General features: G+C 59.2%; 27 protein-coding genes. 4 read left to right on the top strand and 23 right to left on the bottom strand.

Annotated elements, in window-relative coordinates; translation table 11 throughout:
• The first annotated feature begins 75 nt into the window (after positions 1 to 75).
• Positions 76 to 1,389 carry a glutamate/aspartate:proton symporter GltP gene (gene gltP / locus OVA10_RS04055; RefSeq protein WP_100777981.1) on the top strand — a complete coding sequence of 438 codons (1,314 nt, stop codon included), beginning with the start codon at positions 76 to 78 and terminating at the stop codon, positions 1,387 to 1,389.
• A gap of 58 nt (positions 1,390 to 1,447) precedes the next feature.
• Here gltP and OVA10_RS04050 read toward each other — a convergent pair whose 3' ends face one another.
• The 3 genes from OVA10_RS04050 to fdhF all read right to left on the bottom strand — a co-directional run bounded on the left by OVA10_RS04050 (position 1,448) and on the right by fdhF (position 4,864).
• Positions 1,448 to 2,122 carry a tetratricopeptide repeat protein gene (locus OVA10_RS04050; protein ID WP_102105727.1) on the bottom strand — a complete coding sequence of 225 codons (675 nt, stop codon included), beginning with the start codon at positions 2,120 to 2,122 and terminating at the stop codon, positions 1,448 to 1,450.
• A 117-nt stretch (positions 2,123 to 2,239) separates the two neighbouring features.
• Positions 2,240 to 2,392 carry a Hok/Gef family protein gene (locus OVA10_RS04045; RefSeq protein WP_102105728.1) on the bottom strand — a complete coding sequence of 51 codons (153 nt, stop codon included), beginning with the start codon at positions 2,390 to 2,392 and terminating at the stop codon, positions 2,240 to 2,242.
• 324 nt (positions 2,393 to 2,716) lie between these two features.
• Positions 2,717 to 4,864 (bottom strand): formate dehydrogenase subunit alpha, encoded by a 2,148-nt coding sequence (gene fdhF, locus OVA10_RS04040; protein ID WP_123429900.1) that lies wholly within the window; start codon positions 4,862 to 4,864, stop codon positions 2,717 to 2,719.
• Positions 4,865 to 5,122: 258 nt separating this feature from the next.
• Here fdhF and OVA10_RS04035 point away from each other — a divergent pair, with 258 nt between their 5' ends.
• Entirely contained in the window at positions 5,123 to 5,854 is a 732-nt protein-coding gene (locus OVA10_RS04035) for a response regulator (RefSeq protein WP_102105730.1), read from the top strand.
• On the opposite strand, the gene OVA10_RS04030 is transcribed toward OVA10_RS04035, so the two are convergent.
• From OVA10_RS04030 to OVA10_RS04005, 6 genes are all read right to left on the bottom strand, one after another.
• Positions 5,851 to 6,843: a carbohydrate kinase family protein gene (locus tag OVA10_RS04030; protein ID WP_100777976.1), complete on the bottom strand. Its 993-nt coding sequence runs from the start codon at positions 6,841 to 6,843 to the stop codon at positions 5,851 to 5,853. The two genes, OVA10_RS04035 and OVA10_RS04030, sit on opposite strands and share 4 nt — an antisense overlap.
• Complete coding sequence (locus OVA10_RS04025; protein WP_181827909.1) at positions 6,843 to 7,703, bottom strand: ketose 1,6-bisphosphate aldolase; 861 nt, start codon at positions 7,701 to 7,703, stop codon at positions 6,843 to 6,845. The genes OVA10_RS04030 and OVA10_RS04025 overlap by 1 nt, the downstream gene beginning before the upstream one ends.
• A gap of 10 nt (positions 7,704 to 7,713) precedes the next feature.
• Positions 7,714 to 8,400 (bottom strand): D-lyxose/D-mannose isomerase, encoded by a 687-nt coding sequence (locus tag OVA10_RS04020; RefSeq protein ID WP_100777974.1) that lies wholly within the window; start codon positions 8,398 to 8,400, stop codon positions 7,714 to 7,716.
• Positions 8,401 to 8,479: 79 nt separating this feature from the next.
• Positions 8,480 to 9,421: an ABC transporter substrate-binding protein gene (locus OVA10_RS04015; protein ID WP_100777973.1), complete on the bottom strand. Its 942-nt coding sequence runs from the start codon at positions 9,419 to 9,421 to the stop codon at positions 8,480 to 8,482.
• 32 nt (positions 9,422 to 9,453) lie between these two features.
• Positions 9,454 to 10,449, bottom strand: coding sequence for an ABC transporter permease subunit (locus tag OVA10_RS04010; RefSeq protein ID WP_100777972.1), 996 nt, complete (start codon positions 10,447 to 10,449; stop codon positions 9,454 to 9,456).
• Positions 10,446 to 11,963, bottom strand: coding sequence for a sugar ABC transporter ATP-binding protein (locus OVA10_RS04005; protein WP_100777971.1), 1,518 nt, complete (start codon positions 11,961 to 11,963; stop codon positions 10,446 to 10,448). Before OVA10_RS04005 ends, OVA10_RS04010 begins: the two co-directional genes overlap by 4 nt.
• A 144-nt stretch (positions 11,964 to 12,107) precedes the next feature.
• Here OVA10_RS04005 and OVA10_RS04000 point away from each other — a divergent pair, with 144 nt between their 5' ends.
• Together OVA10_RS04000 and yjdP are read left to right on the top strand one after the other, a co-directional pair.
• Positions 12,108 to 14,387: an ATP-binding protein gene (locus OVA10_RS04000; protein ID WP_268195412.1), complete on the top strand. Its 2,280-nt coding sequence runs from the start codon at positions 12,108 to 12,110 to the stop codon at positions 14,385 to 14,387.
• Positions 14,388 to 14,491: 104 nt separating this feature from the next.
• The gene (gene yjdP, locus OVA10_RS03995) at positions 14,492 to 14,812 is read left to right on the top strand and encodes a DDRRRQL repeat protein YjdP (RefSeq protein WP_100777969.1); all 321 of its coding nucleotides are present in this window, start codon (positions 14,492 to 14,494) and stop codon (positions 14,810 to 14,812) included.
• Between the two features lie 43 nt (positions 14,813 to 14,855).
• Here the strand turns inward: yjdP and phnP are convergent, their stop codons facing one another.
• The 14 genes from phnP to phnC form a co-directional block, all read right to left on the bottom strand.
• On the bottom strand, positions 14,856 to 15,614 hold the full coding sequence (gene phnP, locus OVA10_RS03990) for a phosphonate metabolism protein PhnP (protein WP_268195410.1): 759 nt from the start codon (positions 15,612 to 15,614) through the stop codon (positions 14,856 to 14,858).
• A gap of 46 nt (positions 15,615 to 15,660) precedes the next feature.
• Positions 15,661 to 16,095, bottom strand: a complete 435-nt coding sequence (gene phnO / locus OVA10_RS03985; RefSeq protein ID WP_107702424.1) for an aminoalkylphosphonate N-acetyltransferase — start codon at positions 16,093 to 16,095, stop codon at positions 15,661 to 15,663.
• On the bottom strand, positions 16,088 to 16,639 hold the full coding sequence (phnN, locus tag OVA10_RS03980; RefSeq protein WP_102105739.1) for a ribose 1,5-bisphosphokinase: 552 nt from the start codon (positions 16,637 to 16,639) through the stop codon (positions 16,088 to 16,090). The genes phnO and phnN overlap by 8 nt, the downstream gene beginning before the upstream one ends.
• Positions 16,636 to 17,772, bottom strand: a complete 1,137-nt coding sequence (gene phnM, locus OVA10_RS03975) for an alpha-D-ribose 1-methylphosphonate 5-triphosphate diphosphatase (protein ID WP_268195407.1) — start codon at positions 17,770 to 17,772, stop codon at positions 16,636 to 16,638. Before phnM ends, phnN begins: the two co-directional genes overlap by 4 nt.
• The gene (gene phnL, locus OVA10_RS03970) at positions 17,769 to 18,449 is read right to left on the bottom strand and encodes a phosphonate C-P lyase system protein PhnL (protein ID WP_107702422.1); all 681 of its coding nucleotides are present in this window, start codon (positions 18,447 to 18,449) and stop codon (positions 17,769 to 17,771) included. The genes phnM and phnL overlap by 4 nt, the downstream gene beginning before the upstream one ends.
• Positions 18,450 to 18,458: 9 nt before the next feature.
• Positions 18,459 to 19,214: a phosphonate C-P lyase system protein PhnK gene (phnK, locus tag OVA10_RS03965; RefSeq protein ID WP_194514336.1), complete on the bottom strand. Its 756-nt coding sequence runs from the start codon at positions 19,212 to 19,214 to the stop codon at positions 18,459 to 18,461.
• Positions 19,211 to 20,056, bottom strand: a complete 846-nt coding sequence (gene phnJ / locus OVA10_RS03960; protein WP_100777962.1) for an alpha-D-ribose 1-methylphosphonate 5-phosphate C-P-lyase PhnJ — start codon at positions 20,054 to 20,056, stop codon at positions 19,211 to 19,213. Before phnJ ends, phnK begins: the two co-directional genes overlap by 4 nt.
• Positions 20,049 to 21,113 (bottom strand): carbon-phosphorus lyase complex subunit PhnI, encoded by a 1,065-nt coding sequence (locus OVA10_RS03955; protein ID WP_268195404.1) that lies wholly within the window; start codon positions 21,111 to 21,113, stop codon positions 20,049 to 20,051. The genes phnJ and OVA10_RS03955 overlap by 8 nt, the downstream gene beginning before the upstream one ends.
• The gene (gene phnH, locus OVA10_RS03950) at positions 21,113 to 21,697 is read right to left on the bottom strand and encodes a phosphonate C-P lyase system protein PhnH (protein WP_100777960.1); all 585 of its coding nucleotides are present in this window, start codon (positions 21,695 to 21,697) and stop codon (positions 21,113 to 21,115) included. Before phnH ends, OVA10_RS03955 begins: the two co-directional genes overlap by 1 nt.
• Positions 21,694 to 22,146 (bottom strand): phosphonate C-P lyase system protein PhnG, encoded by a 453-nt coding sequence (gene phnG, locus OVA10_RS03945; RefSeq protein WP_100777959.1) that lies wholly within the window; start codon positions 22,144 to 22,146, stop codon positions 21,694 to 21,696. Before phnG ends, phnH begins: the two co-directional genes overlap by 4 nt.
• A complete protein-coding gene (gene phnF, locus OVA10_RS03940; protein WP_181827197.1) occupies positions 22,147 to 22,872 on the bottom strand; it encodes a phosphonate metabolism transcriptional regulator PhnF in 726 nt (241 codons plus the stop codon). It abuts the gene before it with no gap.
• Between the two features lie 20 nt (positions 22,873 to 22,892).
• Complete coding sequence (gene phnE / locus OVA10_RS03935; protein ID WP_268195401.1) at positions 22,893 to 23,672, bottom strand: phosphonate ABC transporter, permease protein PhnE; 780 nt, start codon at positions 23,670 to 23,672, stop codon at positions 22,893 to 22,895.
• Positions 23,673 to 23,723: 51 nt separating this feature from the next.
• Positions 23,724 to 24,746: a phosphonate ABC transporter substrate-binding protein gene (gene phnD, locus OVA10_RS03930; protein WP_268195400.1), complete on the bottom strand. Its 1,023-nt coding sequence runs from the start codon at positions 24,744 to 24,746 to the stop codon at positions 23,724 to 23,726.
• A gap of 63 nt (positions 24,747 to 24,809) precedes the next feature.
• Positions 24,810 to 25,598: a phosphonate ABC transporter ATP-binding protein gene (gene phnC / locus OVA10_RS03925; protein WP_123429912.1), complete on the bottom strand. Its 789-nt coding sequence runs from the start codon at positions 25,596 to 25,598 to the stop codon at positions 24,810 to 24,812.
• Positions 25,599 to 25,639: the final 41 nt, after the last annotated feature.

Below are 25,639 nucleotides of genomic sequence, written 5' to 3'. Positions count from 1 at the left end.
ATTCATACCCTTTCAGTATGTGTCATTCCTGCCAGTGATGGGGGGAAGGGCGCTTCATTGAGGAAGTCTGTTTTTATGAAAAACTTGAAAATCAGCCTCGCCTGGCAAATTTTGCTGGCCATGGTGCTGGGCATCTTGCTGGGCAGTTATCTGCATTATCACAGTGACGACCGCGAGTGGCTGGTGGCGAATATGCTGTCACCGGCGGGCGATATCTTTATTCACCTGATCAAAATGATTGTCGTCCCGATTGTGATCTCAACGCTTATCGTCGGTATTGCCGGTGTCGGTGATGCGAAGCAGCTCGGGCGTATCGGTGCGAAAACCATCATCTATTTCGAAGTGATCACTACGGTTGCTATCATTCTGGGTATTACGCTGGCGAATGTGTTCCAGCCGGGTGCCGGGATTGATATGTCGCAGCTGGCAACGGTGGATATTTCGAAATACCAAAGCACAACCGCAGACGTGCAAAGCCATGCGCATGGCCTGATGGGAACCATCCTGTCGCTGGTGCCGACCAATATCGTGGCGTCGATGGCGAAGGGCGAAATGCTGCCGATTATCTTCTTCTCGGTGCTGTTTGGTCTGGGCCTCTCTTCCCTGCCTGCCACGCACCGCGAACCGCTGGTGACCGTGTTCCGTTCTATCTCCGAAACCATGTTTAAAGTGACACACATGGTGATGCGCTACGCCCCTGTGGGTGTGTTCGCGCTGATTGCCGTGACCGTTGCCAACTTCGGCTTTGCCTCTCTGTGGCCGCTGGCGAAGCTGGTGATTCTGGTTCACTTCGCGATTCTGTTCTTTGCGCTGGTCGTATTGGGGCTGGTTGCGCGTCTGTGCGGCCTGAGCATCTGGATCCTGATTCGCATCCTGAAAGACGAGCTGATTCTGGCGTACTCTACCGCCAGCTCCGAAAGCGTGCTGCCGCGTATTATTGAGAAGATGGAAGCCTACGGCGCACCGGCGTCGATCACCAGTTTCGTGGTGCCGACGGGCTACTCCTTTAACCTCGATGGCTCAACCCTGTATCAAAGTATCGCGGCAATTTTCATCGCACAGCTGTACGGTATCGATCTCTCCCTGTGGCAGGAGATCGTCCTGGTGCTGACCCTGATGGTGACCTCGAAAGGGATCGCAGGCGTACCGGGTGTCTCCTTCGTGGTGCTGCTGGCAACGCTTGGTAGCGTCGGTATTCCGCTGGAAGGCCTGGCGTTTATCGCCGGTGTTGACCGTATCCTCGATATGGCGCGTACCGCGCTGAATGTGGTGGGGAATGCGCTGGCGGTGCTGGTGATCGCCAAGTGGGAACATCAGTTCGACCGCAAAAAGGCGCTGGCGTACGAACGCGACGTGCTGGGTCGTTTTGATAAGACTGCCGATCAGTAATATAAAAAGCCGGGGGGCGGTTTCGCCTGACCCGGCTGAACTTTTTAAGTGTGGGGAGTTACTCCCCGCTCAAGGCATCAAACTCTTCGCATCCGGTATCAAACCCTTCGCTACAGCTCAGATTGAACCAGTACAGCGCCTTCTGTTTGTTCGGGGTAATAAACCCTTTTTCGCCCTGCTGAAAAACCATTCCTGCCCAATATTCCGCGTAACCGGTACGCGAAAGCGCTGAGCTGCGTTTGAACCACATTTGCGCCTGAGCATCGTCCTGAGCCATTGATACGCCGTTGGCGTAGATCAGCCCCAACAGCATCTGGGCATCGACTGCAGAGTCGTTGTCGATATCATCCGTGGCGGTTTGCAGCAGTTTGATTGCCTGCGGATAGTCCGTTTTACCGGCCTGAGTATTTACCAGCAGGCGCGCCAGCATGATCGCCCCGCGTTTGCTGCCAGCAATGGTCGCCTGTTGCGCCAGGGTTTTGGACTGGGCGTAATCGGCATGCTTAAAGTGGATTTGCGACAGCAGCGCCACGGCATCGACATCGCCGCCTTTTGCCGCTTTCTCCGCCCACAGCGCAGCCTGCTTATCGTCACCTGCGCTGAAGTAGGTATCGGCCAGATAGTACTGAGCGCGCGCGTCGCCCGCTTCGGCCTGTTCTTTATATTGGCTACCGGGTTCGTCAGCGTGAGCAAACGCGGTAAAAAGGAAGAGCAACATCAAAAGGGTTTTCATGAGTTCTTATCATCCGGGTACATAGCGCGCAGTATAAGCGCGGTCAATGAAGAATAAAAAGGGTGCGTTAAGACCTCAACGTCCAGACAAGCCGGGCGGGTTTCCCCGCGCACAAAATCATCCTGATATACAGGCTAATTTTGCCGCCACTTCCTGATGTTCACTCTTTATTGTCAGCTCACAAAGTTTGCCGCGATTAATAAAGGTAAAAATCACGATGGTCAGGCAAATAATAAAAACAATGCCTAACACAGTTTTTAATGGCGTCATGCCTTTTACTCCTTGCATTTATAAGAATAAGAGGCTAACTTCAACTTGTGGGAGTTGATGTTGTTTTGTAGCCTCGGGTGAGTTTAACTTTCCCGGGGCTTTCAACTTTCTGCTCCTCACACATGCTCAAAACAGAAAGTCTTAAGCACCCGCCGCCATCTTATCCTTCTGAATTAAAATGCAAAGATGTAATTCCCGCATTTAAAAGTTGCATTGATTTCTGCGAGCTACATTCCAGAATAATATTGATAAAATTAATGCTAAATATACAAATAAAAATGGGGTGAATATCTCACCCCATTTATTCATTGAACATCTACTTATTTAACCCATTGCGCTTTCGCGTAGGCGGGCTTTCAATTTCGTGTATTCATCAATCACATATTGCTCGGCGCTTTGCTGATCGGCAATCGGCTCCACGCGCACGGCGCAATACTTATACTCAGGCGTTTTGGTTATTGGGCTGAGGTTTTCCGTCACCAGCTCGTTACAGGCACCAATCCACCACTGGTAGGTCATATAAACCGCCCCTTTGTTCGGACGATCGCTGACCTGTGCGCGGGTGATGATGCGACCTTTGCGCGAATTCACCCACACCAGCGCTTCATCCTCAATGCCCAGACGGGCGGCATCGGCGGTGTTGAGCTGCGCATAGCCTGGCTCGTCTGCCAGTGCAGCCAGCGCGGCACAGTTCCCGGTCATCGAGCGACAGGAGTAGTGACCCACTTCACGCACCGTCGAGAGCACCATGGGGTACTCGTCGGTGAGTTTGTCGATAGGCGCCACCCAGTCGCAGGTGAAGAACTGCGCCAGCCCGTTCGGGGTATCGAACTTCTCGGCGAAGAGGTATGACGTCCCCTGATCCGCCTCGGATTCGTCCCGGCAGGGCCACTGGATATACCCCAGCTCGCCCATCTTCTCGTAGGTCGCCCCGGTGAAATCCGGACACAGATTGCGCAACTCATCCCAGATCTCCTGGGTATTGTTGTAGTGCATCGGATAGCCCATGCGGGTGGCAATTTCGCTGATAATCTGCCAGTCCGTTTTCAGATCCCACTTCGGCTCGACCGCTTTAAAGAAGCGCTGGAAACCGCGATCCGCTGCCGTATAGACGCCTTCGTGCTCACCCCACGACGTTGACGGTAAAATCACATCCGCCGCCGCCGCGGTTTTGGTCATGAAGATGTCCTGCACAATCACCAGTTCGAGATCCTCAAAGCCTTTGCGCACCGCCGACAGTTCAGCGTCGGTTTGCAGCGGATCTTCGCCCATGATGTAAGCGGCACGCACTTCACCGTGTGCTGCGCGGTGCGGCAGCTCGCTGATGCGATAGCCCGTGTGCTCCGGCAGGCTTTCAACGCCCCAGGCCCTGGCGAATTTCGCCCGGTTTTCCGGGTACTTGACGTACTGATAGCCCGGATAGGTATCCGGCAGCGCGCCCATGTCGCAGGCACCCTGAACGTTGTTCTGCCCGCGCACCGGGTTTACGCCCACATGCGGTTTGCCGAGGTTGCCCGTCAGCATTGCGAGGCTGGTCAGTGACCGCACGGTTTCGACGCCCTGATAGAACTGGGTTACACCCATACCCCACAGAATCGACGCGGTTTTCGCGGCGGCGTACATGCGCGCAGCCTGGCGAATCTCTTGTGCGCTGACGCCTGTAATCTCTTCGACCGACTCCGGCGTATAGCCTTCGACAATCTTGCGATACTCCTCGAAACCTTCCGTACGTGTAGCCACAAACGCCTGGTCATAGAGATTTTCTTCAATAATCACGTGCCCGATGGCGTTAAGCAGCGCGATATTCGAGCCGTTGCGTAAGGCGATATGCATATCCGCAATGCGCGCGGTTTCGATTTTACGCGGATCGCAGACGATGATTTTCGCCCCGTTGCGTTTCGCATTAATGACGTGATTTGCCACGATAGGGTGGGAATCCGCCGGGTTATAGCCGAAAACAAACACCAGATCGGTGTTATCGATTTCGTTGATAGCGTTACTCATTGCGCCGTTACCGACCGACTGGTGCAGACCTGCAACCGATGGGCCGTGTCAGACGCGAGCGCAGCAGTCGACGTTATTGGTACCAATAACGGCGCGCGCGAATTTTTGCATTACATAGTTGGTTTCATTCCCCGTCCCGCGTGAAGAGCCGGTGGTCTGGATCGCGTCCGGGCCGTATTTGGCTTTGATCTCGCTCAGACGGCGGGCGACATAGTCCAGCGCTTCCGTCCAGGAGACGGACTCCAGCTTGCCGCCGCGCTCACGGCGAATCATAGGGGTTTTCAGACGGGGGGTGAGGATCTGGGTATCGTTAATAAAATCCCAGCCATAGTAGCCTTTCAGGCACAGCGTACCCTGATTGGTCTTACCCTGTGCAGCCTCCGCCCGGACGATTTTGCCGTTATCGACCACCAGGTTTATCTTGCAACCTGAGGCACAATAGGGGCAAACCGTGACGACTTTTTTCATCGGTCTCGCTCCAGTTAATCAATGCTTTCCCACCCTATTATGCAGCTTCTATGCCATGTTTTTATTGTGGGTATCCCCTGACTTTACGGCCAAAGTTTGGTCAAAACCCTGACGAGAAGCAGGCAATCGTCAAAATTGACGTGTCGAAAGGGCAATGGATGTGACATGGGTTGAAATTCCATCACGCAACGATGGATTTGGCTGGAGCCGTTTGCAGAATAGGTCAGACTTAACATAATCCCCTGACGGAAGCATACGATGAAACCGGCGATTCTGGTGGTTGATGACGATACGGCGGTCTGCGAACTGCTGCAGGATGTGCTTAACGAGCACGTCTTTACGGTGCACGTCTGTCACAACGGGCTGGACGCGCTGGCGCTGGCTCAGCGAGAACCGGGCATTGCGCTGGTATTGCTGGATATGATGCTGCCGGATATCAATGGGTTACAGGTTTTACAGCAGCTACAAAAGCAGCGCGCCGAGCTGCCGGTGATTATGCTCACCGGCCTTGGCAGCGAATCGGACGTTGTGGTGGGGCTGGAGATGGGCGCGGATGATTACATCGGCAAGCCGTTTAATCCGCGCGTGGTAGTCGCCCGCGTAAAAGCGGTACTGCGCCGCACGGGCGTGCTGGCGGCGGAACCCACCGCACCGCGCACGTCGGGCATGGGCTTCAACGGCTGGACCCTCGACACCACCCGCTGCGAATTAAGCGATCCGAAGCAGGTGACGGTGCCGTTAACTCAGGGGGAGTACGGTTTACTGCTGGCCCTCGCGCAGAATGCCCGGCGGGTATTGAGCCGTGAACAGCTGCTGGAGCTGACCCACAGCGAAAGCGCCGAAGTCTTTGACCGCACCATCGACGTGCTGATCATGCGCCTGCGGCGAAAAATCGAAATTAACCCTCATCAGCCGCTGCTGATCAAAACCATTCGCGGCCTCGGCTACGTATTTGCCGCGGACGTGTCTCACCACGACAAAGCCGCTTAAAGATTCAACTTCAGTTCGTCCAGCGTTTTCGCCCCGTCGATAGCATTGGCCGCCAGCAGGCTGGCCCGCGCGCAGGCGTGCGCCAGGGCAATGCTCTCGGGCAGCGGCCACGCCTCGTGGCAGCCGTACAAAAAGCCCGCGCAAAACGCATCGCCCGCGCCGACGCTGCCGATAATCTCATCCTTTTCAAGCTGCCGTGACGGCACCCACTGGCCTGGCTCACCCGGCGCTTCGCCCCAGGCGCCTTCCGGACAATGAATGACCACGCGCTGACGCACTCCGGCCGCCAGCAGTTGCGACGCGGCTTCGGCGATATGCAAAATGTTCGGCGCATCAAACTCGTCGCGCATCTCCAGCCCGCTAAACTCACCGGCCTCCAGCTCATTAATCACCAGATAATCCACATAGCGCAGGGCAGGGAGCACCAGCGGCTGATAGCGCGGATCGCCTTTGCGCGACACCAAATCCAGTGAGGTTTCATACCCCAGATCGCGCATCTGAGACAGCAGGCGTGCGCTGCGGGTGCCAAACTCGTCGTCCGGCATATCCAGGCTGTCGAGAAGCAGCAAATAGCCCAGATGGAAAATTTTCATCGTCGGGTCGAGGCGGTCGAAGGCCGGAAGATCCAGCAGCCGGTTGGCCGCCGGAGAGTGGAAAAAGGTACGTTGCCCGCTGGGATCGGTCATCACTTGCGACATGGAGGTCGGCGCAAAAGTGGTGCGCTGCACCCGCTGGCGGTTGACGTGGTACTGATCGAGCATGGCCAGAATGTAGTCCCCGTCGCTGTCGTCGCCAATCAGCCCCACCGCCTGCAGCGGCAGACCGACGTGCATTTTGGCGAGCGTCAGCAGGACGTTCAGCGGCGCGCCGCCGGTGGCCCGTTCGCTATGAATAATTTCCGCCAGCCAGCCGCGCTCCGGCCACTGCACAATCTGATGCACGTGGTCGACGAGCATATTCCCTGCGGCGATAACGCCCCGGCGTACCATCAGGCTCTCCCCGCGCTACCGAAGATGCGCATTTGTTCCGATACGGTGTCGGTAATCGCCTCTTCAATGCCCAGCAGCAGTTCGGCAAATTCGTCGTAAATCGGCTGACGATGGGTGATCCGCTGCTCGACGGAGGCCAGCGCCGCCTGCGACATCCCGGTGTAGAAATTGATTTTGTGAATGCCCAGCTCAATCGCGCGGCGGAAATCGGCGTCGCTGATCCCGGAACCCCCGTGCAGCACCAGCGGCAGGCCGGTTTGCAGGCGGATCGCATCAAGCCGCGCGAAATCGAGCTTCGGCTCGCCTGTGTATTTGCCGTGCGCATTGCCGATGGCGACGGCGAGCGCGTCAATGCCGGTCTGATCGACAAAATCGCGCGCCAGGGCCGGATCGGTGAAAAAGGCTTCATCGGCATGGCCGTACAGCGCACCGCCCTCGTCACCGCCCACGGCGCCCAGTTCGGCCTCCACCGACACCCCCACTGCGTGACACATTTTCACGATTTCCCTGGTCTGGCGAATATTCTCTTCGTAACTCAGGGTGGAGCCATCAAACATCACGGAGCTGAAGCCTAAGCGCAGCGCCCGTACCACCGCCTCAAAATGCAGGCCGTGATCGAGATTGAGGACCACCGGAATATCGTGTCGCGCGGCCTCGAACCGGACCGCTTCAACTAATGAATCGAGCGATAAATACTTAAAATGCACTTCGGCGATGTTGATGATAAAGGGTGAGCGCTCCTGTTTTGCCGCGGCGAACAGGGCGCGCAAAAAGTGGGAGTCGAGAACGTTAAATGCGCCGAGGGCGTAGCGATGTTCACGGGCGTGTTCCAGCCCGGCGGCGAGAGAAATTAGCGGCATCATTCACTCCTTAGGTTCGAAACAGGCTGTACTCGTTACAGAGCACCAGCACCGCCGTTTCGTCTTCTTCAATATTGTTATAGCGCGCGAGCGGCTGTAAAAAGTGGTTGTCGTGCTCATCGTCATTCACGGATGACACTTCGCCGACCAGCACATCGCCAAAACCTCGCTCCCCCCAGAAACTGTGGTACAGGCCGGGCGTGAGACAGATGCTTTCCCCTGGTGTGAGGCGCAGCTGGCTGCCGGGAGCGTGAGTCTGAATGCAGCCGTCAACCACCACCGTAACGTCGGTGTTTTCCGTCTCTTCATGCCCGCCCGCGTTCCACAGCTCAATAATCAGATTTCCTCCGCCGCGATTAATGATGTCCTCGCGTTTACGCCAGTGGAAATGCATCGGCGTGACCTGCCCGTCGCGGACATGCATGATTTTCTCCGCGTAGCATTTTTCGTAAGGTACGCCGTTCGGCGAGCCGTTGCGCAGGGTGAAAAGGGTGAGTCCCTGTGCGGCAAAATGGTTCCCGCCGAAGGCGGTGACGTCCCAGCCGAGTTTGAGATCGAAGACTTCGCGCCAGGCGTGGCGATCGAGCTGCCGCCACTGGGTCGGCGGGAAACTGGCAAACGGCGGCAGGTGTACGTCATGCATCGAAAAGAACTGCCGCGTATGGCCGAGGATTTCGTTGATTTCGGAGCGTTTCATGGGAACTCCTTTAGTGGTGCGCTGCGCTGACCCCTCACCCTCTTTGCGGGAGAGGTGAGGGCATCAACGCACACAAACCTTATTTAACCGTCCACCCCTTGTACGTCCCGACGCTCTTCTTATCGATCATCGTCACCGGGATCAGCACCGGCTCTTTGGGTGCCGGTTTGCCCTGCAGAATGTCATAGCCGATCTCTACCGCTTTGGCCGCCATGACCTGCGGATCCTGCGCAGGGGTTGCCACAAACAGAGAGTTTTCGCGCTTCAGCGCCTCTTCACCGTCCGGGCTGCCGTCCACGCCAACGATAAAGAACTCGCTGCGCTGCGCCTGTTTCGCCGCCAGATCGGCACCGATCGCTGTCGGATCGTTAATCGCGAAGACACCGTCGATCTTCGGATTCGCGGCCAGCAACGCCGTCATCACTTCCAGGCCACCTTCGCGACTGCCTTTGGCGTTCTGGTTATCCGACAGCACTTTGATATCCGGGTGGCGCTTGAACTCGGTCTGACAGCCTTCCACACGGTTCTGTACTGCGGAGACCGGCGGTCCGTTGATGATCACCACGTTGCCTTTGCCTTTCAGGCGATCGGTGATGTATTTACAGGCCATTTCGCCCGCCTGGGTGTTATCCGAGGTAATAGTGGCGTCGGCCCCTTCGGCCGCCACGTCAACGGCGACCACCACAATCCCCGCTTCTTTTGCGCGCTTCACCGCCGGGCCAATCCCTTTCGAATCAGCGGCGTTGAGAATGATCATATCGACCTTCGCGGCGATAAAATTATCAATCTGGGAAACCTGCTGGCCCAGATCGTAGCCGCTGGAGACCAGCGTCACTTTTACGTTATCCCCCGCCAGTTTGCGGGCTTCAAGCTCCGCACCTTTGGTGATCTGCACGAAGAACGGGTTGGCGAGATCGCCCACCGTCACGCCGATGGATTTCAGATCTTTCGCCTGCGCAAACGGGGCTGCGGCAAGCAGTGCGCCAGCACAGAGCGCGGTGACCAATGGCTTCAATCTCATGCTGTTTTCCTCATTATCGTAGGGTGTTGTTGTTATGCACTTTGATGGTGTCGGGTACGGTATTTGTCGATCAGTACCGCAATGATGATCACCGCCCCTTTGATCACCAGTTGCCAGAAGTAAGAAACGCCCATTAACGTCATGCCGTTATTCAGGGTGGCGATAATCAGCGCGCCCACCAGCGTGCCGGTGATCGTGCCGATCCCGCCGACAAAACTGGTCCCGCCGAGGATCACCGCCGCGATGGCGTCCAGCTCGTAGCCGGTGCCTAAGTTGCCGTTGGCGCTGTAAAGCCGCGAGGCGCTCATCACCCCGCCAAGACCGGACAGCAGGCCGCTCATGCCGTAGACAAACAGCAGCACCAGCCAGACTTTGATCCCCGTGAGACGCGCAGCCTGCATGTTACCGCCCACCGCGTAGATATGAACGCCGAGCGTGGTGCGGCGCAAAATGAACCAGCACACCACGATCACCGCCAGGGCGATCACCACCAGCCACGGCACCGGGCCGAGATAGTTATTGCCGATCCATTCAAAATTAATGTTCGAGTTAATCACCGTGGTGCCGTCGGCCAGCAGATAGGCCGCGCCGCGCAGGGCGGTATAGGTGCCGAGGGTGACAATAAACGGCGGGAGTCCGGCAAAGGCCACCAGTGCGCCATTGAAGAGACCCAGCACCATGCCGAGCATCAGCGCCGCCGGAATCGACAGCATCGCCAGCTCAGGCATCAGGGAGACCACCATCGCCGCCACTGCCGTGGTGCCGAGAATCGACCCCACCGACAGGTCGATCCCGCCGGTCAAAATGATGAAGGTCATCCCGGCGGCCAGCACGATATTGATCGACGCCTGACGGGTAATATTGAGCAGATTGCTCTCGGTGAAGAAGTTCGGCGCGATAAAGCCAAAGACCGCCACGATCAGGATCAGAATCGGCAAAATCCCGACCGTTTGCATCAGATCGCTCATCAGCATTTTTTTGGCGGAGGCGGATTTCGCCACCTGCTGCGGGTTAGTTGAATGTGTCATGATTGCACCGCCTGATGAGTGTCGTTCACGCCAGTTGCCAGCGTCATAATATTTTCCTGAGTGATGGTTGGGCCGTGTAACTCCCCGGCAATGCTCCCTTCACGCATCACGTAGACCCGGTCGCTCATGCCCACCACTTCCGGCAGCTCGCTGGAGATCATCAGGATCGCCACGCCTTTGCGCGCCATCTGGTTCATGATGCGATAGATCTCGCTTTTCGCCCCGACGTCCACGCCGCGCGTCGGTTCATCGAGGATCAGAATGCGCGGGCCGATCGCTACCCAGCGGGAGATCAGCAGCTTTTGCTGATTACCGCCTGACAGCCCACCCGCGCGCACCTGCGAATGCGGCACGCGAATATTGAGCAGGGCGATGGCGTCATCGGAGATCGACTGCGCTTTTTTGCGGTCCAGCATGCCCCAGGTGGCGTCGCGTTCCAGCGTCGCCATGGTGATGTTCTCTTGCGCCGCCAGCTCCAAAAACAGCCCCTGTTCTTTGCGGTTCTCGGTTAAAAAACCGATGCCGTGGTCGATGGCGGCGCGCGGGGAGTGGATCACCACCGGCTCGCCGTCGACTTCAATCATTCCGCCCGTCGCTTTGCGCACGCCGAAGATCAGCTGCGCCAGCTCCGAACGTCCGGCCCCTACCAGCCCGGCGAGACCGACGATCTCCCCGGAACGCACCTGCAGGCTGCACGGCTGCACTTTTTTGCCGTCGGTGAGGTGATGGACGTTGAGCCGCGCGCTGCCAAGAGGGATATCGCGCTCTTTGTTAAACAGGTCGCTTAAGGGGCGGCCCACCATCATCCTGACCAGCTCCGAAGCGTTGAGTTTGTCGCGGGTCAAACTGCCGACATACTGCCCGTCGCGCAGCACGCTGACGCGGTCGGAAAGCTCGTACACCTCCGCCATGCGGTGGCTGATATAGATAATCGCCATCCCCTCATCGCGCAGACGCAAAATCAGTTCAAACAGGCGATGGGTTTCGCGCGAGGAGAGGGCGGCGGTGGGTTCATCCATCACCAGCACGCGGCTGTTGCGGTGCAGCGCGCGGGCGATTTCTACCTGCTGTTGTTCGGCAATGGTCAGTTTCATCACCAGATCGGTGGCGCTGAAATGGGCGCCGAGGCGGTCAATCACCGTCTGGGCTTGCGCGGCCATCTCTTTCCGCTTCACCAGCCCGCCACGCGACAGCTCGCTGCCGAGGAAGATGTTTTCCGCCACCGTGAGGTTTGGCGCGAGCTGCATCTCCTGATAAATCAGGGTAATACCTGCGGCCAGCGCGTCTTTCGGCCCTTTGATGTGGTACGGCTGGCCGTCAATCAATATCTCGCCGCTGGTGGCGGTATACGCCCCGGCGAGGATTTTCATCAGGGTGCTTTTGCCTGCGCCGTTTTCGCCCATTAACGCGTGGATCTCGCCGGGCCAGACCGTCAGATCCACACCCTTGAGCGCGTGAAAGTTGCCAAAGGTTTTGGCAATGTTGCGCATCTCTAATACCGGGGTCCTGCTCATGGCGGATCTCCTGTGAAGGTCGATATCAGCAGTGCATCACATCCCGGTAAATGCAAAATGTCAGAAGCCGTTCATATTTGTCATAGTTATGAATAGTTAACGGGCGTCACAATTCTGAGCCTTTTTCCTCTCACCGGAGCCACCATGCCATCACGCCGCCCTCCCTTTTTTGCCAGCGCCCGTGGCCGCCTGCTGATCTTCAATCTGCTGGTGGTGGCGGTGACATTGATGGTCAGCGGCGTGGCGGTGCTGGGCTTTCGGCATGCCAGCCAGATTCAGGAGCAGGTGCAGCAGCAGACCTTAAACGACATGACCGGCAGCATGAATCTGGCGCGCGACACCGCCAATGTGGCCACGGCGGCGGTGCGTCTTTCGCAGGTGGTGGGGGCGCTGGAGTACAAAAGCGAAGCGGATCGCCTGAAGCAGACACAGACGGCGCTGCGTCACTCCCTTGAGCAACTCGCCGATGCGCCGCTGGCGCAGCAGGAACCGGCGCTGGTGGCGCGAATCATTCGCCGCAGTAATGAGTTACAGCAAAGCGTCACCGGGATGCTGGAGCGCGGTCAGCGACGTCATCTGGAGCGCAACGCGCTGCTCAGTTCGCTTTATCAAAGCCAAAGTTTTTTACGCCATTTGCAGGATATCAACCGTCGCTTCGGCGACAACGTGCCGGACGCGCGCCAGCTGGCTGAAATGGACCGCCTGATTATGGCGGCTATCGAAACGCCGTCGCCGCGCGCCACCATTCAGCAGCTGAATACCGTAACCACCACACTGCCAGAGACCGCCCGCCAGCCGGTGATCGATTTTGTGCTGCCCGATTTCAACGCCGAGCTGCAAAAGCTCGCGCCGCTTTCGAAGCAGCTTGAAGAGAGCGATCTGACGATCAACTGGTACATGTTTCACATCAAAGCGCTGGTGGCGATTTTAAACAGCGATATCAACCAGTACGTGGCGCAGGTGGCCCAGGCGTCGGAGCTGCGCACCGCCCAGAGTCATCAGGAGCTACGCTCTATTAGCGTCTTTATCAGCGTGTTTGCTGTACTGGCGCTGATGATCACCGGCTGCGCCTGCTGGTATATCTACCGCAATTTAGGCTCCAACCTGACGGCCATCTCCAGAGCGATGTCGCGCCTGGCCCACGGCGAGCCGGACGTGTCGGTGCCGGCCCTCCAGCGCCGCGACGAGCTTGGCGAGCTGGCGCGTGCGTTCAACGTGTTTACGCGTAACACCGCGTCGCTTGAGCACACCACCCGCCTGCTGAAAGAGAAAACGACGCAGATGGAGATCGACCGGCTCGAACGCGTGGGGCTGGAAGAGGCGCTGCTGCACAGCCAGAAAATGAAGGCGGTCGGGCAGTTGACGGGCGGGCTGGCGCACGATTTTAACAATCTGCTGGCGGTCATTATCGGCAGCCTGGAGCTGGTTGATCCCGAGTCGCCGGATGCGCCGCGCATCACCCGCGCGCTGAAAGCCGCCGAGCGGGGCGCGCTCCTGACCCAGCGACTGCTGGCTTTCTCGCGCAAACAGTCTCTGCATCCGCACGCGGTGGAGATGAAACCGCTGCTGGAAAACCTCGGCGAGCTGATGTGCCACTCGCTCCCGGCCACCCTGACGCTGGATATCGAAGCGCAGCACCCGGCGTGGCCCGCATGGATTGACGTCAGCCAGCTGGAAAACGCAATTATCAATCTGGTCATGAACGCCCGCGACGCGATGGAGGGGCAGAGCGGTGTGATCCGCATTCGTACCTGGAATCAGCGTGTCACCCGCAGCGACAGGCGCAGGCAGGATATGGTGGCGCTGGAGGTGATCGACCATGGCTGCGGGATGTCGCAGGAGGTGAAATCTCAGGTCTTCGAGCCGTTCTTCACCACGAAACAGACCGGCAGCGGTAGCGGGCTGGGTTTGTCGATGGTCTACGGTTTTGTGCGCCAGTCCGGTGGGCGCGTTGAAATCGAAAGCGCACCGGGGCAAGGAACCACCGTGCGCCTGCAGCTTCCGCGCTCCGCGCAGGCGGTGGTGGAGCATGATGAAGGGCTGGCGGCGACGGAGTCAGAGCAGAGCGACCGGCTGGTGCTGGTGCTTGAAGATGAAAGCGACGTGCGTCAGACGTTATGCGAACAGCTGCATCAGCTCGGCTACCTGACGCTCGAAGCGGAAACGGGCGAGCAGGCGTTGAAGATGCTGGAGGCCTCGGCCGATATCGAACTCTTTATCAGCGACCTGATGCTGCCGGGGGCGTTAAGTGGCGCAGAGGTGATCCACCATGTCTGCACCCATTTCCCGCATCTGCCGGTGCTGCTGGTGAGCGGGCAGGATTTACGCCCCGCCCACAATCCGCAGCTGCCGGACGTGGAGCTGCTACGAAAACCCTTCACCCGAGCGCAGCTGGCGCAGGCGCTCCGTAAGGCGTCGGCATAACGCGTACCGCCTGCACGAAAGGCGCGTTTTGAGATTCCTCCGCTACTCCGTCTGAGCGCCGATGATTAACGTAAAGCCAGCTCACCTGCTGCGAGACTGGCTCTATGAAACGCTCTACCACCGCTCTGTTATTTGGCCTGCTGTCATTAACCAGCCAGCTTGCCCACGCTGATATCATTGACGACGCCATTGGGAACATCCAGCAGGCGATCGGCGAAGCGTACAACCCCACCAGCAGCCGTCAGAATGACGACGATGACCGCTATGAAGAGAGCCGTCGTACCGACAGTCGCCAGTACGATGATCGTCGTCGACAGCTTGAGGATCGTCGCCGTCAGTTAGACGACAGGCAGCGCCAGCTCGATCAGGACCGGCGTCAGCTGGAGGATGATGAACGCAGGCTGGAAGATGATTACGACCGGTGAGGAAATCCGTAAGATGCGTGCTGCCTGACGCCCGGCGTACCGCTCAGTCCAGCACCATTCTCATCCCGTCATACCCCGCCTCAAACCCTTCTGGCAGCGGGTTATCCATCATCCATACGTCGAACTGATGGCTGATGTGCGTCAAAATGACCTGCGGACAGCCAATGACTTTGTTGAGCGCGATGACGGTGTTTAAATCACAATGGTTGCGCGGCGTCTGCTCGCGCGGTTCGTGGCTGCAATCGATCACCATCACCTGCGGATGATTATTGAGTAAAAATTTCAGCGTTTTGTCCGGTAGCCCGGCAGTGTCCGACAGCCACGCCACGCGGCTGTGGGCGCTCTCTAGCAGATAGCCGAAGGTCAGTTTTGAGTGATTGAGCGGCAGCGGCGTCACGCGCAGCCCCTGCAGCTCAAACACCACAAAGGGCTGGACGGTATGGCTGAAATCGAGAAGACCGGGGTGTTTGAACAGATCGTCGCAGCCCGTCTCGTCCGGCGGGCCGTACACCGGAATCGTCGCCCCCACGCCCCAGCGCAGCGGGAACAGCCCCTGGACATGATCCATATGATAGTGGGTCAGTAAAAATTGCTGGAAACTGCCCGCGGGCCAGTCGTCCATCAGGTGCGGAATGCCCGCGTCCAGCAGCGTCACCGCGTCGTTGAAGGTCACGACCGCGCTGCACGGCCGACGGCGATACGCCTCCTGCAAACGTGCCCGGCGGCAGGCCGCGCAGTCGCAGCCGAAGACAGGTACCAGCTGGGCACCGCCGGTGCCGGTCAGTTGGAGAGTTAGGGCCATGGTTTCCCCCTTTAACGACATTGCCAGGCGGCGCTGTGCTTAGGTTTTATAGCGCTTTGGTAAAACGAAAATGGCTCTGGGCATACCCTTCGCGAAGATAAAACCGGTGCGCATCCACGCGCTTTACGCTGGTCGACAGCTCGGTCATCTCAGCACCTGCATGTCGCGCCTGCGCTTCGGCCCAGGCCAGCAGCTGACTGCCGACTTTCAGACCACGGGCCTGCGGCAATACCACCAGCTCCTGAATCTCACCGATCCAGTTGGCGTGATGCAGATGAAACTGCAAATGCAGGCCAATCATCCCGACGACGTGCCCGTCCAGCTCCGCAAGGTGGTAGTGCATGTTGCGATCCTGAAGATTCGCGAGATACCCGGCGTGAAAGGCTTTCTGGTCGAATTCCGCCTGTTTTAACTCACAGATCAGACCGTAAACGGCCTGCGCATCGTCCGCAGTGGCGGGGCGCAGCTGGCAGTCAGGCATGTTGTTTCTCCTTTTGACGGATAAGCGATAACAAATTCTCGACTGACTGTAGCAAACTTCCGTCGTTATTGAGCAGATGGCAGTCCGACGGCGTGTAGCGCGCTGCACGCGCCAGGCGCAGGTCGATCTCCCGCGCGCTTTCGCGCCCACGCTGCTGCAAACGCTGGCGCAGCACTTCCGGTGAAACCTGCAAACAGACCGGCATCAGCGCTTGGGCGTAGCGCGCGCGGGCCTGTTGCAGATGAGCGCGCGAGCCGTTCACCAGCACGTCGAAACCGGCGTGCAGCCACAGGTCGATCTCAATGCCCACACCGTAGTACAAGCCGTTCGCGTGCCAGCTCAGTGCCAGTAAGTTCTGCCCGGCACGGGTAAAAAACTCCTGCTCGCTCAGGGCGATATGATTCTCGCTGCCCGCATTCGCCGCGCGCGTGATGTAGCGATGCGCCACCAGCAATTGCGTATGCTCCTGCTGGCGCAGCGCCGACAGCAGGCTGTCTTTTCCGGAGCCGGACGGCCCCATGAGCCAGATCAGTTTTCCCATCAGAACACCCGTTTTCCCTGACGCCAGACGTGGTCGATATGGATGTGCTCACCCTTGCGATGTGCCAGCACCAGATCCGCCCGTTTGCCTTCGCCAATCACCCCGCGATCGCTCAGGTTCAGCGCGTCAGCCGGGTTTTTGGTCACCAGACGAATGGCCTGCGGCAGGGTGAAAGGGTTGCCCGTGTCATCGGCGACGCGGAAGGCCGCATCCAGCAGGCTCGCCGGATAGTAATCAGAGGAGAGAATATCCAGCAGGCCGAGCGCTGCCAGCTGGCTGGCCGCCACGTTGCCGGAGTGGGAGCCGCCGCGCACGATATTGGGCGCGCCCATCAGGACGTTCATTCCGTGCAGGCGGGAGGCTTCTGCTGCGGCAAACGTGGTAGGAAATTCGGCGATCACGCTGCCAAGCTGATGGGATTCCCGCACATGGTCGTGCGTGGCGTCGTCGTGACTTGCCAGCGCAATGTTACGCTCCCGGCACATCGCCGCAATCGACAGGCGGTTCGGCTGCGACCACTGGGCCGCCAGCGCCAGCTGCTCCTCTTCGTAGCGCGCCATTTCCTCGTCATTCAGGGCGTATTTGCCCTGATAATATTCACGGTACTTCTCGATATTGGCGAACTGACGCTGGCCCGGTGAGTGGTCCATCAGCGACACCAGAGAGACCGGCTCGCGGTCAACCAGCTTTTCAAACAGCGGCAGGGTGGTGTGGTGCGGCAGTTCGCAGCGCAGATGCAGGCGATGCTCGGCACGGTTCAGGCCGCGCTTTTGCGTCTCTTCCACCGCGTTGATCATCTTTTCGAGATTCTCCAGACGGTCGCCGCCGTCGCGCACATCCCCAATCGCCACGGCATCGAGCACCGTGGTGATGCCGCTGGCAACCATCAGCGCGTCGTGGCTGCTCATCGCCGAGTGGGCTGGCCAGTCCACCTTTGGGCGCGGGGTGAAGAATTTATCCAGATTATCCGTATGCAGTTCGATAAGCCCCGGCAGCAGCCAGCCGCCGTCGCCATCCATCGCCTCCGGCAAGCGGCTCTGGGTTTCGGCGTATGTGCGAATCACGCCGTCCTGAATGTCGATCGATCCCGCGATCACGTCGTTTTCCAGTACCAGTTTGACGTTATTGATGATCATGCTGCGGCTCCCATCGGATGAAGACGATCCGCCACGCGATCGCGGACTGCGGCGTCGTGGAAGATCCCCACGATCGCCGCCCCGCGCGCCTTGGCCTGTTCGATCAGCTCGACGACGGCGGCGCTGTTTTTGGCATCCAGCGAGGCGGTCGGTTCATCGAGCAGTAAAATCGGGTAATCGACGATAAAGCCGCGGGCGATATTCACGCGCTGCTGCTCGCCGCCAGAGAACGTCGACGGTGCCAGGTGCCACAGGTGTTCCGGGACGTTGAGGCGCGTCAGCAGCCGGGCAGCTTTCGCCGCGCATTCGTCGCGGGAGACGCCCAGATCCAGCAGGGGCTGCATGACCACGTCCAGCGCGGAGATCCTCGGGATCACCCGCAGAAACTGGCTCACCCAGCCGATCGTCGCCCGGCGGACTTCCAGCACTTTGCGCGCCGGGGCCTGCACCAGATCCACCCACTCGTCGCCATGACAGATATGAATGTGGCCCTGGTCGGGCAGATAGTTGGCGTAAAGGGAGCGCAGCAGCGTCGATTTTCCGCTGCCCGAATGGCCATGCAGCACCACGCATTCCCCCTTTTTGACCTCAAGAGAGGCATTTTGCAGCACCGGCAGTCGCACGCCGTTTTGCTGGTGGAGCACAAACGTCTTACTCACATTTTCTACGCGGATCATGTTGGCCTCTTAGTTCTGCAATACCGATGAAACCAGCAACTGAGTGTACGGGTGGTGCGGATCGTCGAGCACGCGGTCGGTTAATCCACTTTCCACCACCTGACCCTCCTTCATCACCATCAGACGGTCTGCCAGCAGGCGGGCCACGCCCAGATCGTGGGTAACAATCACCACCGCCAGATCCAGCTCTACCACCAGGCCGCGCAGCAGGTCGAGCAAACGCGCCTGCACGGAGACATCCAGCCCGCCCGTCGGCTCATCCATGAACACCAGTTTCGGATGGGTGACGAGGTTGCGGGCGATTTGCAGGCGCTGCTGCATTCCGCCGGAAAAGGTGGTTGGCAGATCGTCGATACGCGACGCCGGGATTTCGACATCGGTCAGCCACTGCTGGGCGGTCGCGCGGATATTGCCGTAGTGGCGCGCGCCCGTTGCCATCAGCCGTTCGCCGATGTTTCCGCCCGCCGAGACCTGGCGGCGCAGGCCGTCCATGGGATGCTGATGCACCACGCCCCACTCGGTGCGCAGCAGGCGACGGCGCTCGGCTTCGCTCATGTCGTACAGGGACTGATCCTGATAACGGATCTCGCCGGTTTGCGGCGTCAGGCGTGCGGAGATGGACTTGAGCAGGGTGGTTTTGCCGGAGCCGGACTCGCCGACAATCCCCAGCACTTCACCAGGCCACAGCTCAAACGACACGTCGCTAAAGCCTTTGCCGGGCGCATACAAATGGGTCAGGTTGTTCACCGAAAGCAGCGGTTTCATTGGCCGTTCGCCTCACTCTGTTGGCGGCAGAAATCGGTGTCGGAGCAGACAAACATGCGTTTGCCCGTGTCGTCGAGCACCACTTCGTCGAGATAGCTGTGTTTTGAACCACAGATGGCACACGGCTCGTCCCACTCCTGCACCCGGAACGGGTGATCGTCGAAATCGAGACTTTCGACGCTGGTGTAGGGCGGCACGGCATAAATGCGTTTTTCGCGTCCGGCGCCGAACAGTTGCAGTGCGGGCATCATGTCCATTTTCGGGTTATCGAATTTCGGGATTGGCGACGGGTCCATCACGTAGCGCCCGTTCACCTTCACCGGGTAGGCGTAGGTGGTGGCGATATGACCGAAGCGGGCGATATCTTCGTACAGTTTCACCTGCATCACGCCGTACTCTTCGAGGGCGTGCATGGTGCGGGTTTCCGTTTCGCGCGGCTCGATAAAGCGCAGCGGCTCAGGGATGGGCACCTGGAAAATCAGAATCTGATCTTCCGTCAGCGGCGTTTCCGGGATGCGGTGGCGGGTCTGAATCAGGGTGGCATCTTCCGTGCGCTCGGTGGTGTTCACGCCGGTGACGCGCTTGAAGAAGTTGCGAATCGACACTGCATTGGTGGTGTCATCCGCCCCCTGGTCGATGACTTTCAGCACGTCCGCTTCGCCAATCACGCTGGCAGTCAGCTGAATGCCGCCGGTGCCCCAGCCGTAGGGCATCGGCATTTCGCGGCCACCAAACGGGACCTGATAGCCGGGAATCGCCACGGCTTTTAAAATCGCGCGGCGGATCATGCGCTTGGTTTGTTCGTCCAGATAGGCAAAGTTATAGCCGCTGAGATTAGCCATGATTGCGCTCCCGTTGCAGACGTTTCAGCAGTTCCAGTTCCGCCTGGAAATCGACGTAATGCGGCAGTTTGAGGTGCGAGACGAAGCCCGCTGCTTCAACGTTATCCGCGTGGGCCAGCACGAACTCTTCGTCCTGCGCCGGGCCGGAGATCGTCTCGTCGTAGTCCGGGGCCTGGAGCGCGCGATCGACCAGCGCCATCGCCATCGCCTTGCGCTCGCTCATGCCGAACACTAAGCCGTAGCCGCGCGTAAAGTGCGGCGCGTCGTTTTCAGGGGCCACGAAGCCGTTTACCATTTCACACTCCGTCATCAGCAGTTCGCCGACGTTGACCGCAAATCCTAGCTCTTCGGGCACGATATCGATCTCAACGAACCCGCTGCGGATTTCGGCAGCAAACGGGTGGTTGCGCCCGTAACCGCGTTGGGTGGAGTAGGCCAGCGCTAACAGATAGCCTTCGTCCCCGCGCATTAGCTGTTGCAGGCGCGAGGCGCGCGAGCACGGATAGACCGGCGGTGTACGGGTGACGTCGTCCGGCACGCGGCCTGAGTCCTCTTCGGCTTTCGCCAGCCCCTGGTTCGCCAGCAGGCTAAAGACGTGGGGAGCGGATTCCTGCTCTGCGTCTAAGGTGTTCAGCCTCGGGGCCTCACCGTTCGCCAGCAGGGTGAAATCGAGCAGGCGATGGGTGTAGTCGTAGGTGGGGCCGAGCAACTGGCCGCCGGGAATGTCTTTGTAGACGGCGGAAATGCGGCGCTCCAGTCGCATCTTCGCGCTGTCCAGCGGCTCGCTGACGGCCAGTTTGGCCAGCGTGGTGCGGTAGGCGCGCAGCAGGAAGATGGCTTCGACGTTATCGCCGCTGGCCTGTTTCAGCGCCAGTGCCGCCAGCTCGCGGTCGGCAATTCCGCCTTCGGTCATCACCCGGTCAACGGCCAGGTTTAGCTGCTGTTCGATTTGCGCGACGCTCAGCTCGCTAAGCGTTTCATCGCCGCGTCTTCTGTGCTCTTGCAGCGCATGGGCGGCAGCTATCGCCTTCTCGCCCCCTTTAACGGCAACGTACATCAGCACACCTCGACATGTGTGGTCCGTGGGATTGCCAGCAGGCGTTCGCCGCAGGTGAGGATCAGGTCGATCCCCAGTGGGAACGGATGCGGACGTTCAGTGAGCTCGTGAATGATGCATTCGGGCAGCTGTGGCGCGACCATGCGCTCGTCGGCGATCCCGGCTCCGGTCAGGCGCAACATGCGCCCACCGCTGAGGCTTGCGACCTGCAGAATCAGCGTGGCGCTGGTCTCCGGGGCGACGGCGCTGCCGGACGAGAGCGCATTCAGCTGCTCGTGGCTGATCAGCTCGTCGGCCACGGCAAACACCGCCTGCTGCGGCTGATCCACCCGTGGGGCGCTGGTGTGAAAGCGCAGGTTCTGGCTGGCAATGTCGTTGGCCATGCTGGCCGACAGCCAGACCGGCGTGTCGTTATCCGCCAATGTCAGCAGTACGCTGGTGGTGGCGAGATTCAGCGGCTGCCAGCCGTGGGTGAGCTGATGCAGCGAGACAATTACGCCCGGCTCGCTCATGGCTTTCAGGAGGCGACGAAAACTGTGCTGGGCATCCTGCACGGCGTGGGTAAAAGCGGGTTGAAGCGTCATGCGTTATCTCCGCGAACGAGCGTAAAGAAGTCGACCCGGCTGGTGTTGATTTCGGCCTGACGGGCGGCGATGCGCGCGGCACGGTCGGCTTCCAGTGGGGCAATTAAGGTTTCCATTAATGACTGAAAATGGGTCGGTTCCTGCAACAGCGCGTCGACCACGGCGCACTGCTCGGCGTGCTGTTTATCGCGCCCCAGCAGGTAGCTGTAGCCTGTGGTGCCGCTCTTAAGGCGAATCACCGCACGGGTCAGGGTGGCGTCTCCGGCAAAAAAACGGTCGCCGGTGCCGCCCATCCGCGCCTGTATCTGCACCAGGCCGATCTCGGGGGCGCGCAGGGTGTCGTATTCCGGAGCGAGGTTCAGCAGGCGCAGACGCTCGCGCAGGGCGGCGGGCTGGCTGTGGGCCAGGGCGCTCATCCAGCGCTGGCGAGTGGGAGTATCGAAGTGCATTCAGTGCTCCATGGTGAATTCAATCATGTCGGCGCGGGTCAGGCTGACGGAGTATTCCGTCGCGTTGACCTCGCCGTCACGGTGGTTGAGGGTGCGCACGCAGAGCAGCGGTGCCATGTTCGGGATCTCCAGCACCTTGCTCTCTTTGGCCTGCGCGCGACGGGCGCTGATCCGCGTCTGGGTGCGCCTGAGGGCGATGCCGGTGGCGTCGAAGAGAAAGTCATGCAGCGAGCCGCTGGAAAAATGTTGCAGCGTCGGCCAGAAGGTGAGGTCGGCGAAGTAGTGGTCGATCTGGCAGACCGCCACGCCGTTGACGCGTCTTAAGGTGCGCAGATGCACGACGTTGTCGCCCTCCTGAATCCCCAGCGCATCAGCGATGTGGCTGGAGGCCGGGCGCAGCACCGAGAGCAGTTTTTCGCTGGTCGGGTGGCTGCCCTGATCGAGCAGGTTCTGGCTGAAACGCGCCTGGGAGTTCAGCGGATAGTCGAAGGGGCGCATCAGCACCAGTACGCCAACGCCCTGGCGGCGCTGGACCCAGCCGCGTTCCACCAGCTGGTCAATGGCGCGGCGCAGGGTGTGGCGGTTGACTTCGTAGCGGTCGGCGAGCTGCTGTTCGGCGGGCAAATAGTCGCCGCAGCGGTAGTGGGTGCGCAGCTCGATTTCGAGCCTGGCGGCGATCTCTTGCCAGCGCGTGGGGTAACTGGTCGGATGTCTGGATAAGTGCATGGAAATCAAAGCCTCGCTTCTCAGATGAAGTGCTTACGCAAACGTTGAGAGAGGAAATCCAGCAGGCTGACGGTGATGATGATGAGCACCATCAGGGCGCAGGTTTGCTGAAACTGGAAGCCGCGAATCGCTTCCCACAGGGTGACGCCAATCCCGCCCGCGCCGACCATGCCGACCACCGTTGCCGAGCGAACGTTGGATTCGAAACGGTAGAGGGAGTAGGAGATCAGCAGCGGCATGACCTGCGGCAGGACGCCGTAGAGAATTTCTTCGATTTTGTTGGCCCCCGTGGCGCGGATGCCTTCCACCGGGCCGGGTTCGATGGCTTCAACCGCCTCAGACAGCAGTTTGGAGAGCACGCCGGTGGTGTGGATGAACAGCGCCATGACGCCAGCAAACGGGCCGAGACCGACGGCGACCACGAACAGCATCGCGAAGACCATTTCGTTGATGGCGCGACAGGCGTCCATCAGGCGGCGCATCGGCTGGTAAATCCACCAGGGGACGATGTTTTCGGCGCTCATCAGGCCAAACGGAATGGAGAGGATGACCGCCAGTGCGGTGCCCCAGACGGCGATTTGCATGGTGACGGCCATTTCGCCGAGGTAGTCCTGCCACTGGCTGAAGTCTGGCGGGAAGAAGTCTGCCGCGAAGGTCGCCATGTTGCCGGAGTCTTTGGCCAGCATCAGCGGGTCCATTTCCGCACCTTTCCAGGAGATGACGAGCACCGCCAGCAGAATGGCCCAGCTTATCAACGAGAACCAGCTGCGTTTCGGGGGTGGGACGGTGATGGTTTGCATGAGTTCTCCTAATGTTCTCTCCCTCTTCGTGTGGAAGAGGGAGAGGGACGGTTACTGCACCGCTTTATTCACCGACGTCATCGCACTTAGCGCGGCGGTCAGGCGGTCCAGATCTTCCAGCTGCGCCTGAATCACAGAGACTTTGCTGGTCTTCTCGTCGGCGTTCAGCCCTTTGTTGTCCTTCACGCCCTGCATCTCTTTAAACAGGGCCAGCTGACGGATAGGCACCAGCTGCAGATCGCTTGAGGCGCGGAACGGCGCCCAGCCCAGACGTTCGAGAACCGTTTTCTCTTCCGCCGTTTTGCCGTAATTCATAAAGAAGTCGTAGATCTTGTCTTTGGTGCTCTCAGAGAGGTTTTTGCGCCAGACAATCGGGTCGCCCGGAATGAGCGGTGATTTCCAGATCACCTTCAGCTGTTTCAGTTTTTCCGGCGCGGAGGTTTTCAGTTTGTCGAGGTTTTCGGTGTTGTTGGTGGCGACGTCGACCTGCTTGTTGGCAACGGCCAGCGCGTTGGTTTCGTGTCCGGCGTTAACCGTGCGTTTGAACTCGCTGGTGGAGACGTTGTTTTTGGCGAAGACGTAATAGCCTGGGACCAGGAAGCCGGAGGTGGAGTTTGGATCGCCGTTGCCGAAGGTGAGATCTTTGCGTTTGGCGAGCATATCGTTGAGGTTGTTGATCGGACTGTCTTTGTTGACGATCAGCACGCTCCAGTAGCCCGGGGAGCCGTCTGCGGCGACGGTCTGGGCGAAGACCTGACCGTTGGCGCGGTCCACCGCTTCCATGGCGGAGAGGTTGCCGTACCAGGCGATATCGACTTTGTTAAAGCGCATCCCCTGGATGATGCCCGCGTAATCCGGGGCGAAGAAGGCGTTCACTTTGATGCCCAGTTTGGTTTCCATATCTTTCAGGAAAGGTTCCCACTGGGGTTTCAGGTTTTGCTGTGATTCTGTCGAAATAATGCCGAAGTTCAGGGCTTTTTCCTGTTCCTGCTCCTGCGCATAGGCGGGGCTTAACAGGGTGCTGATGCTGAACATGCTGGTGAAGGCCAGCGCGGCAACGGCTTTATAGCTCATCTATCATCCTCTTTTGGCATTGTTCCAGGCCAGTTCATTTGCCAGCCTGAACGCTTCGTGAAATTACGCAGCCTGCGCGTTCTCTTCGACGCGGTTAATGCTGCGGTACAGGTGGTCAAAACGTTCGTTATCAAAGTGTTGGCTTGCGCCGTCGTAGAACACATGGCCCTGACGCAGGGCGACGATGCGCTCGCAGTAGCGCAGGGCGTAATCCACCTGATGCAGCGTGACCACGACGGTGATGCCGTCGTTCTGGTTAATGTCGCGCAGGGTTTCCATCACGATGCGGGCTGATTCCGGGTCCAGCGAGGCGATGGGTTCATCGGCGAGGATCACTTTGGCTTTTTGCATTAGCGCTCTGGCGATGGCTACGCGCTGCTGCTGGCCGCCGGAAAGGGTGGAGACGCGCTGATGGGCGAAATGGGCCATCCCGACGCGGGTCAGGGCCTGGAGTGCCTGCTGTTTTTGTGCCGGGGAGAACCAGCGCAGGCAGGTGCGCCAGAAGGGGGTACTGCCGAGGGCGCCGATCAGCACGTTCTCCAGCACCGTCAGACGATTCACCAGGTTAAATTGCTGGAAGATGCAGCCCGTTTGCGTGCGGCTTTTACGAATATCGCCCGCCAGACGGCCCGCGCGCTGCACGGTATTCCCCAGCAGCTCGACGTGACTTTCCGGCGTTTTATCGCCGGTGATGAGGCCGCTGAGATGGCGCAGGAGGGTGGATTTTCCGGAGCCGGAAGGCCCGAGCAGCGCTACCATGTCGCCCTGCTGGACAGTCAGATCAACGGCATGCAGAGCCTTGTTGTGATGAAAGGTCTTGCTCAGTTTCTCGACGCGGATGACAGTTTGCATGTTCAGGCCTCACGATAAATGTGGCCTCATGCTGGCGGATT

The organism is Lelliottia sp. SL45 (assembly GCF_026672535.1).
Lineage (GTDB): Bacteria > Pseudomonadota > Gammaproteobacteria > Enterobacterales > Enterobacteriaceae > Enterobacter > Enterobacter nimipressuralis.
This window is presented reverse-complemented; position numbering and strand designations above follow the sequence as displayed.

Bases quoted from the DNA above. Each gene is read 5' to 3' on its own strand.
- OVA10_RS04030 (WP_100777976.1), bottom strand. From the start codon at position 6,843: ATGGTACGCCGGGGCGTTATCGCCGCAGGGAATATGCTCGTCGACCAC.
- phnM (WP_268195407.1), bottom strand. From the start codon at position 17,772: ATGATCATCAATAACGTCAAACTGGTACTGGAAAACGACGTGATCGCG.
- phnG (WP_100777959.1), bottom strand. From the start codon at position 22,146: ATGCACTTCGATACTCCCACTCGCCAGCGCTGGATGAGCGCCCTGGCC.
- OVA10_RS04005 (WP_100777971.1), bottom strand. From the start codon at position 11,963: ATGAGCAGGACCCCGGTATTAGAGATGCGCAACATTGCCAAAACCTTT.
- phnP (WP_268195410.1), bottom strand. From the start codon at position 15,614: ATGGCCCTAACTCTCCAACTGACCGGCACCGGCGGTGCCCAGCTGGTA.
- OVA10_RS04015 (WP_100777973.1), bottom strand. From the start codon at position 9,421: ATGAGATTGAAGCCATTGGTCACCGCGCTCTGTGCTGGCGCACTGCTT.
- OVA10_RS04045 (WP_102105728.1), bottom strand. From the start codon at position 2,392: ATGACGCCATTAAAAACTGTGTTAGGCATTGTTTTTATTATTTGCCTG.
- phnO (WP_107702424.1), bottom strand. From the start codon at position 16,095: ATGCCTGACTGCCAGCTGCGCCCCGCCACTGCGGACGATGCGCAGGCC.
- OVA10_RS03955 (WP_268195404.1), bottom strand. From the start codon at position 21,113: ATGTACGTTGCCGTTAAAGGGGGCGAGAAGGCGATAGCTGCCGCCCAT.
- phnE (WP_268195401.1), bottom strand. From the start codon at position 23,672: ATGCAAACCATCACCGTCCCACCCCCGAAACGCAGCTGGTTCTCGTTG.
- phnH (WP_100777960.1), bottom strand. From the start codon at position 21,697: ATGACGCTTCAACCCGCTTTTACCCACGCCGTGCAGGATGCCCAGCAC.
- OVA10_RS04020 (WP_100777974.1), bottom strand. From the start codon at position 8,400: ATGAAACGCTCCGAAATCAACGAAATCCTCGGCCATACGCGGCAGTTC.
- yjdP (WP_100777969.1), top strand. From the start codon at position 14,492: ATGAAACGCTCTACCACCGCTCTGTTATTTGGCCTGCTGTCATTAACC.
- phnD (WP_268195400.1), bottom strand. From the start codon at position 24,746: ATGAGCTATAAAGCCGTTGCCGCGCTGGCCTTCACCAGCATGTTCAGC.
- OVA10_RS04025 (WP_181827909.1), bottom strand. From the start codon at position 7,703: ATGCCGCTAATTTCTCTCGCCGCCGGGCTGGAACACGCCCGTGAACAT.
- OVA10_RS04050 (WP_102105727.1), bottom strand. From the start codon at position 2,122: ATGAAAACCCTTTTGATGTTGCTCTTCCTTTTTACCGCGTTTGCTCAC.
- phnC (WP_123429912.1), bottom strand. From the start codon at position 25,598: ATGCAAACTGTCATCCGCGTCGAGAAACTGAGCAAGACCTTTCATCAC.
- phnJ (WP_100777962.1), bottom strand. From the start codon at position 20,056: ATGGCTAATCTCAGCGGCTATAACTTTGCCTATCTGGACGAACAAACC.
- OVA10_RS04035 (WP_102105730.1), top strand. From the start codon at position 5,123: ATGAAACCGGCGATTCTGGTGGTTGATGACGATACGGCGGTCTGCGAA.
- phnL (WP_107702422.1), bottom strand. From the start codon at position 18,449: ATGATCCGCGTAGAAAATGTGAGTAAGACGTTTGTGCTCCACCAGCAA.
- OVA10_RS04000 (WP_268195412.1), top strand. From the start codon at position 12,108: ATGCCATCACGCCGCCCTCCCTTTTTTGCCAGCGCCCGTGGCCGCCTG.
- gltP (WP_100777981.1), top strand. From the start codon at position 76: ATGAAAAACTTGAAAATCAGCCTCGCCTGGCAAATTTTGCTGGCCATG.
- phnK (WP_194514336.1), bottom strand. From the start codon at position 19,214: ATGAAACCGCTGCTTTCGGTGAACAACCTGACCCATTTGTATGCGCCC.
- OVA10_RS04010 (WP_100777972.1), bottom strand. From the start codon at position 10,449: ATGACACATTCAACTAACCCGCAGCAGGTGGCGAAATCCGCCTCCGCC.
- phnF (WP_181827197.1), bottom strand. From the start codon at position 22,872: ATGCACTTATCCAGACATCCGACCAGTTACCCCACGCGCTGGCAAGAG.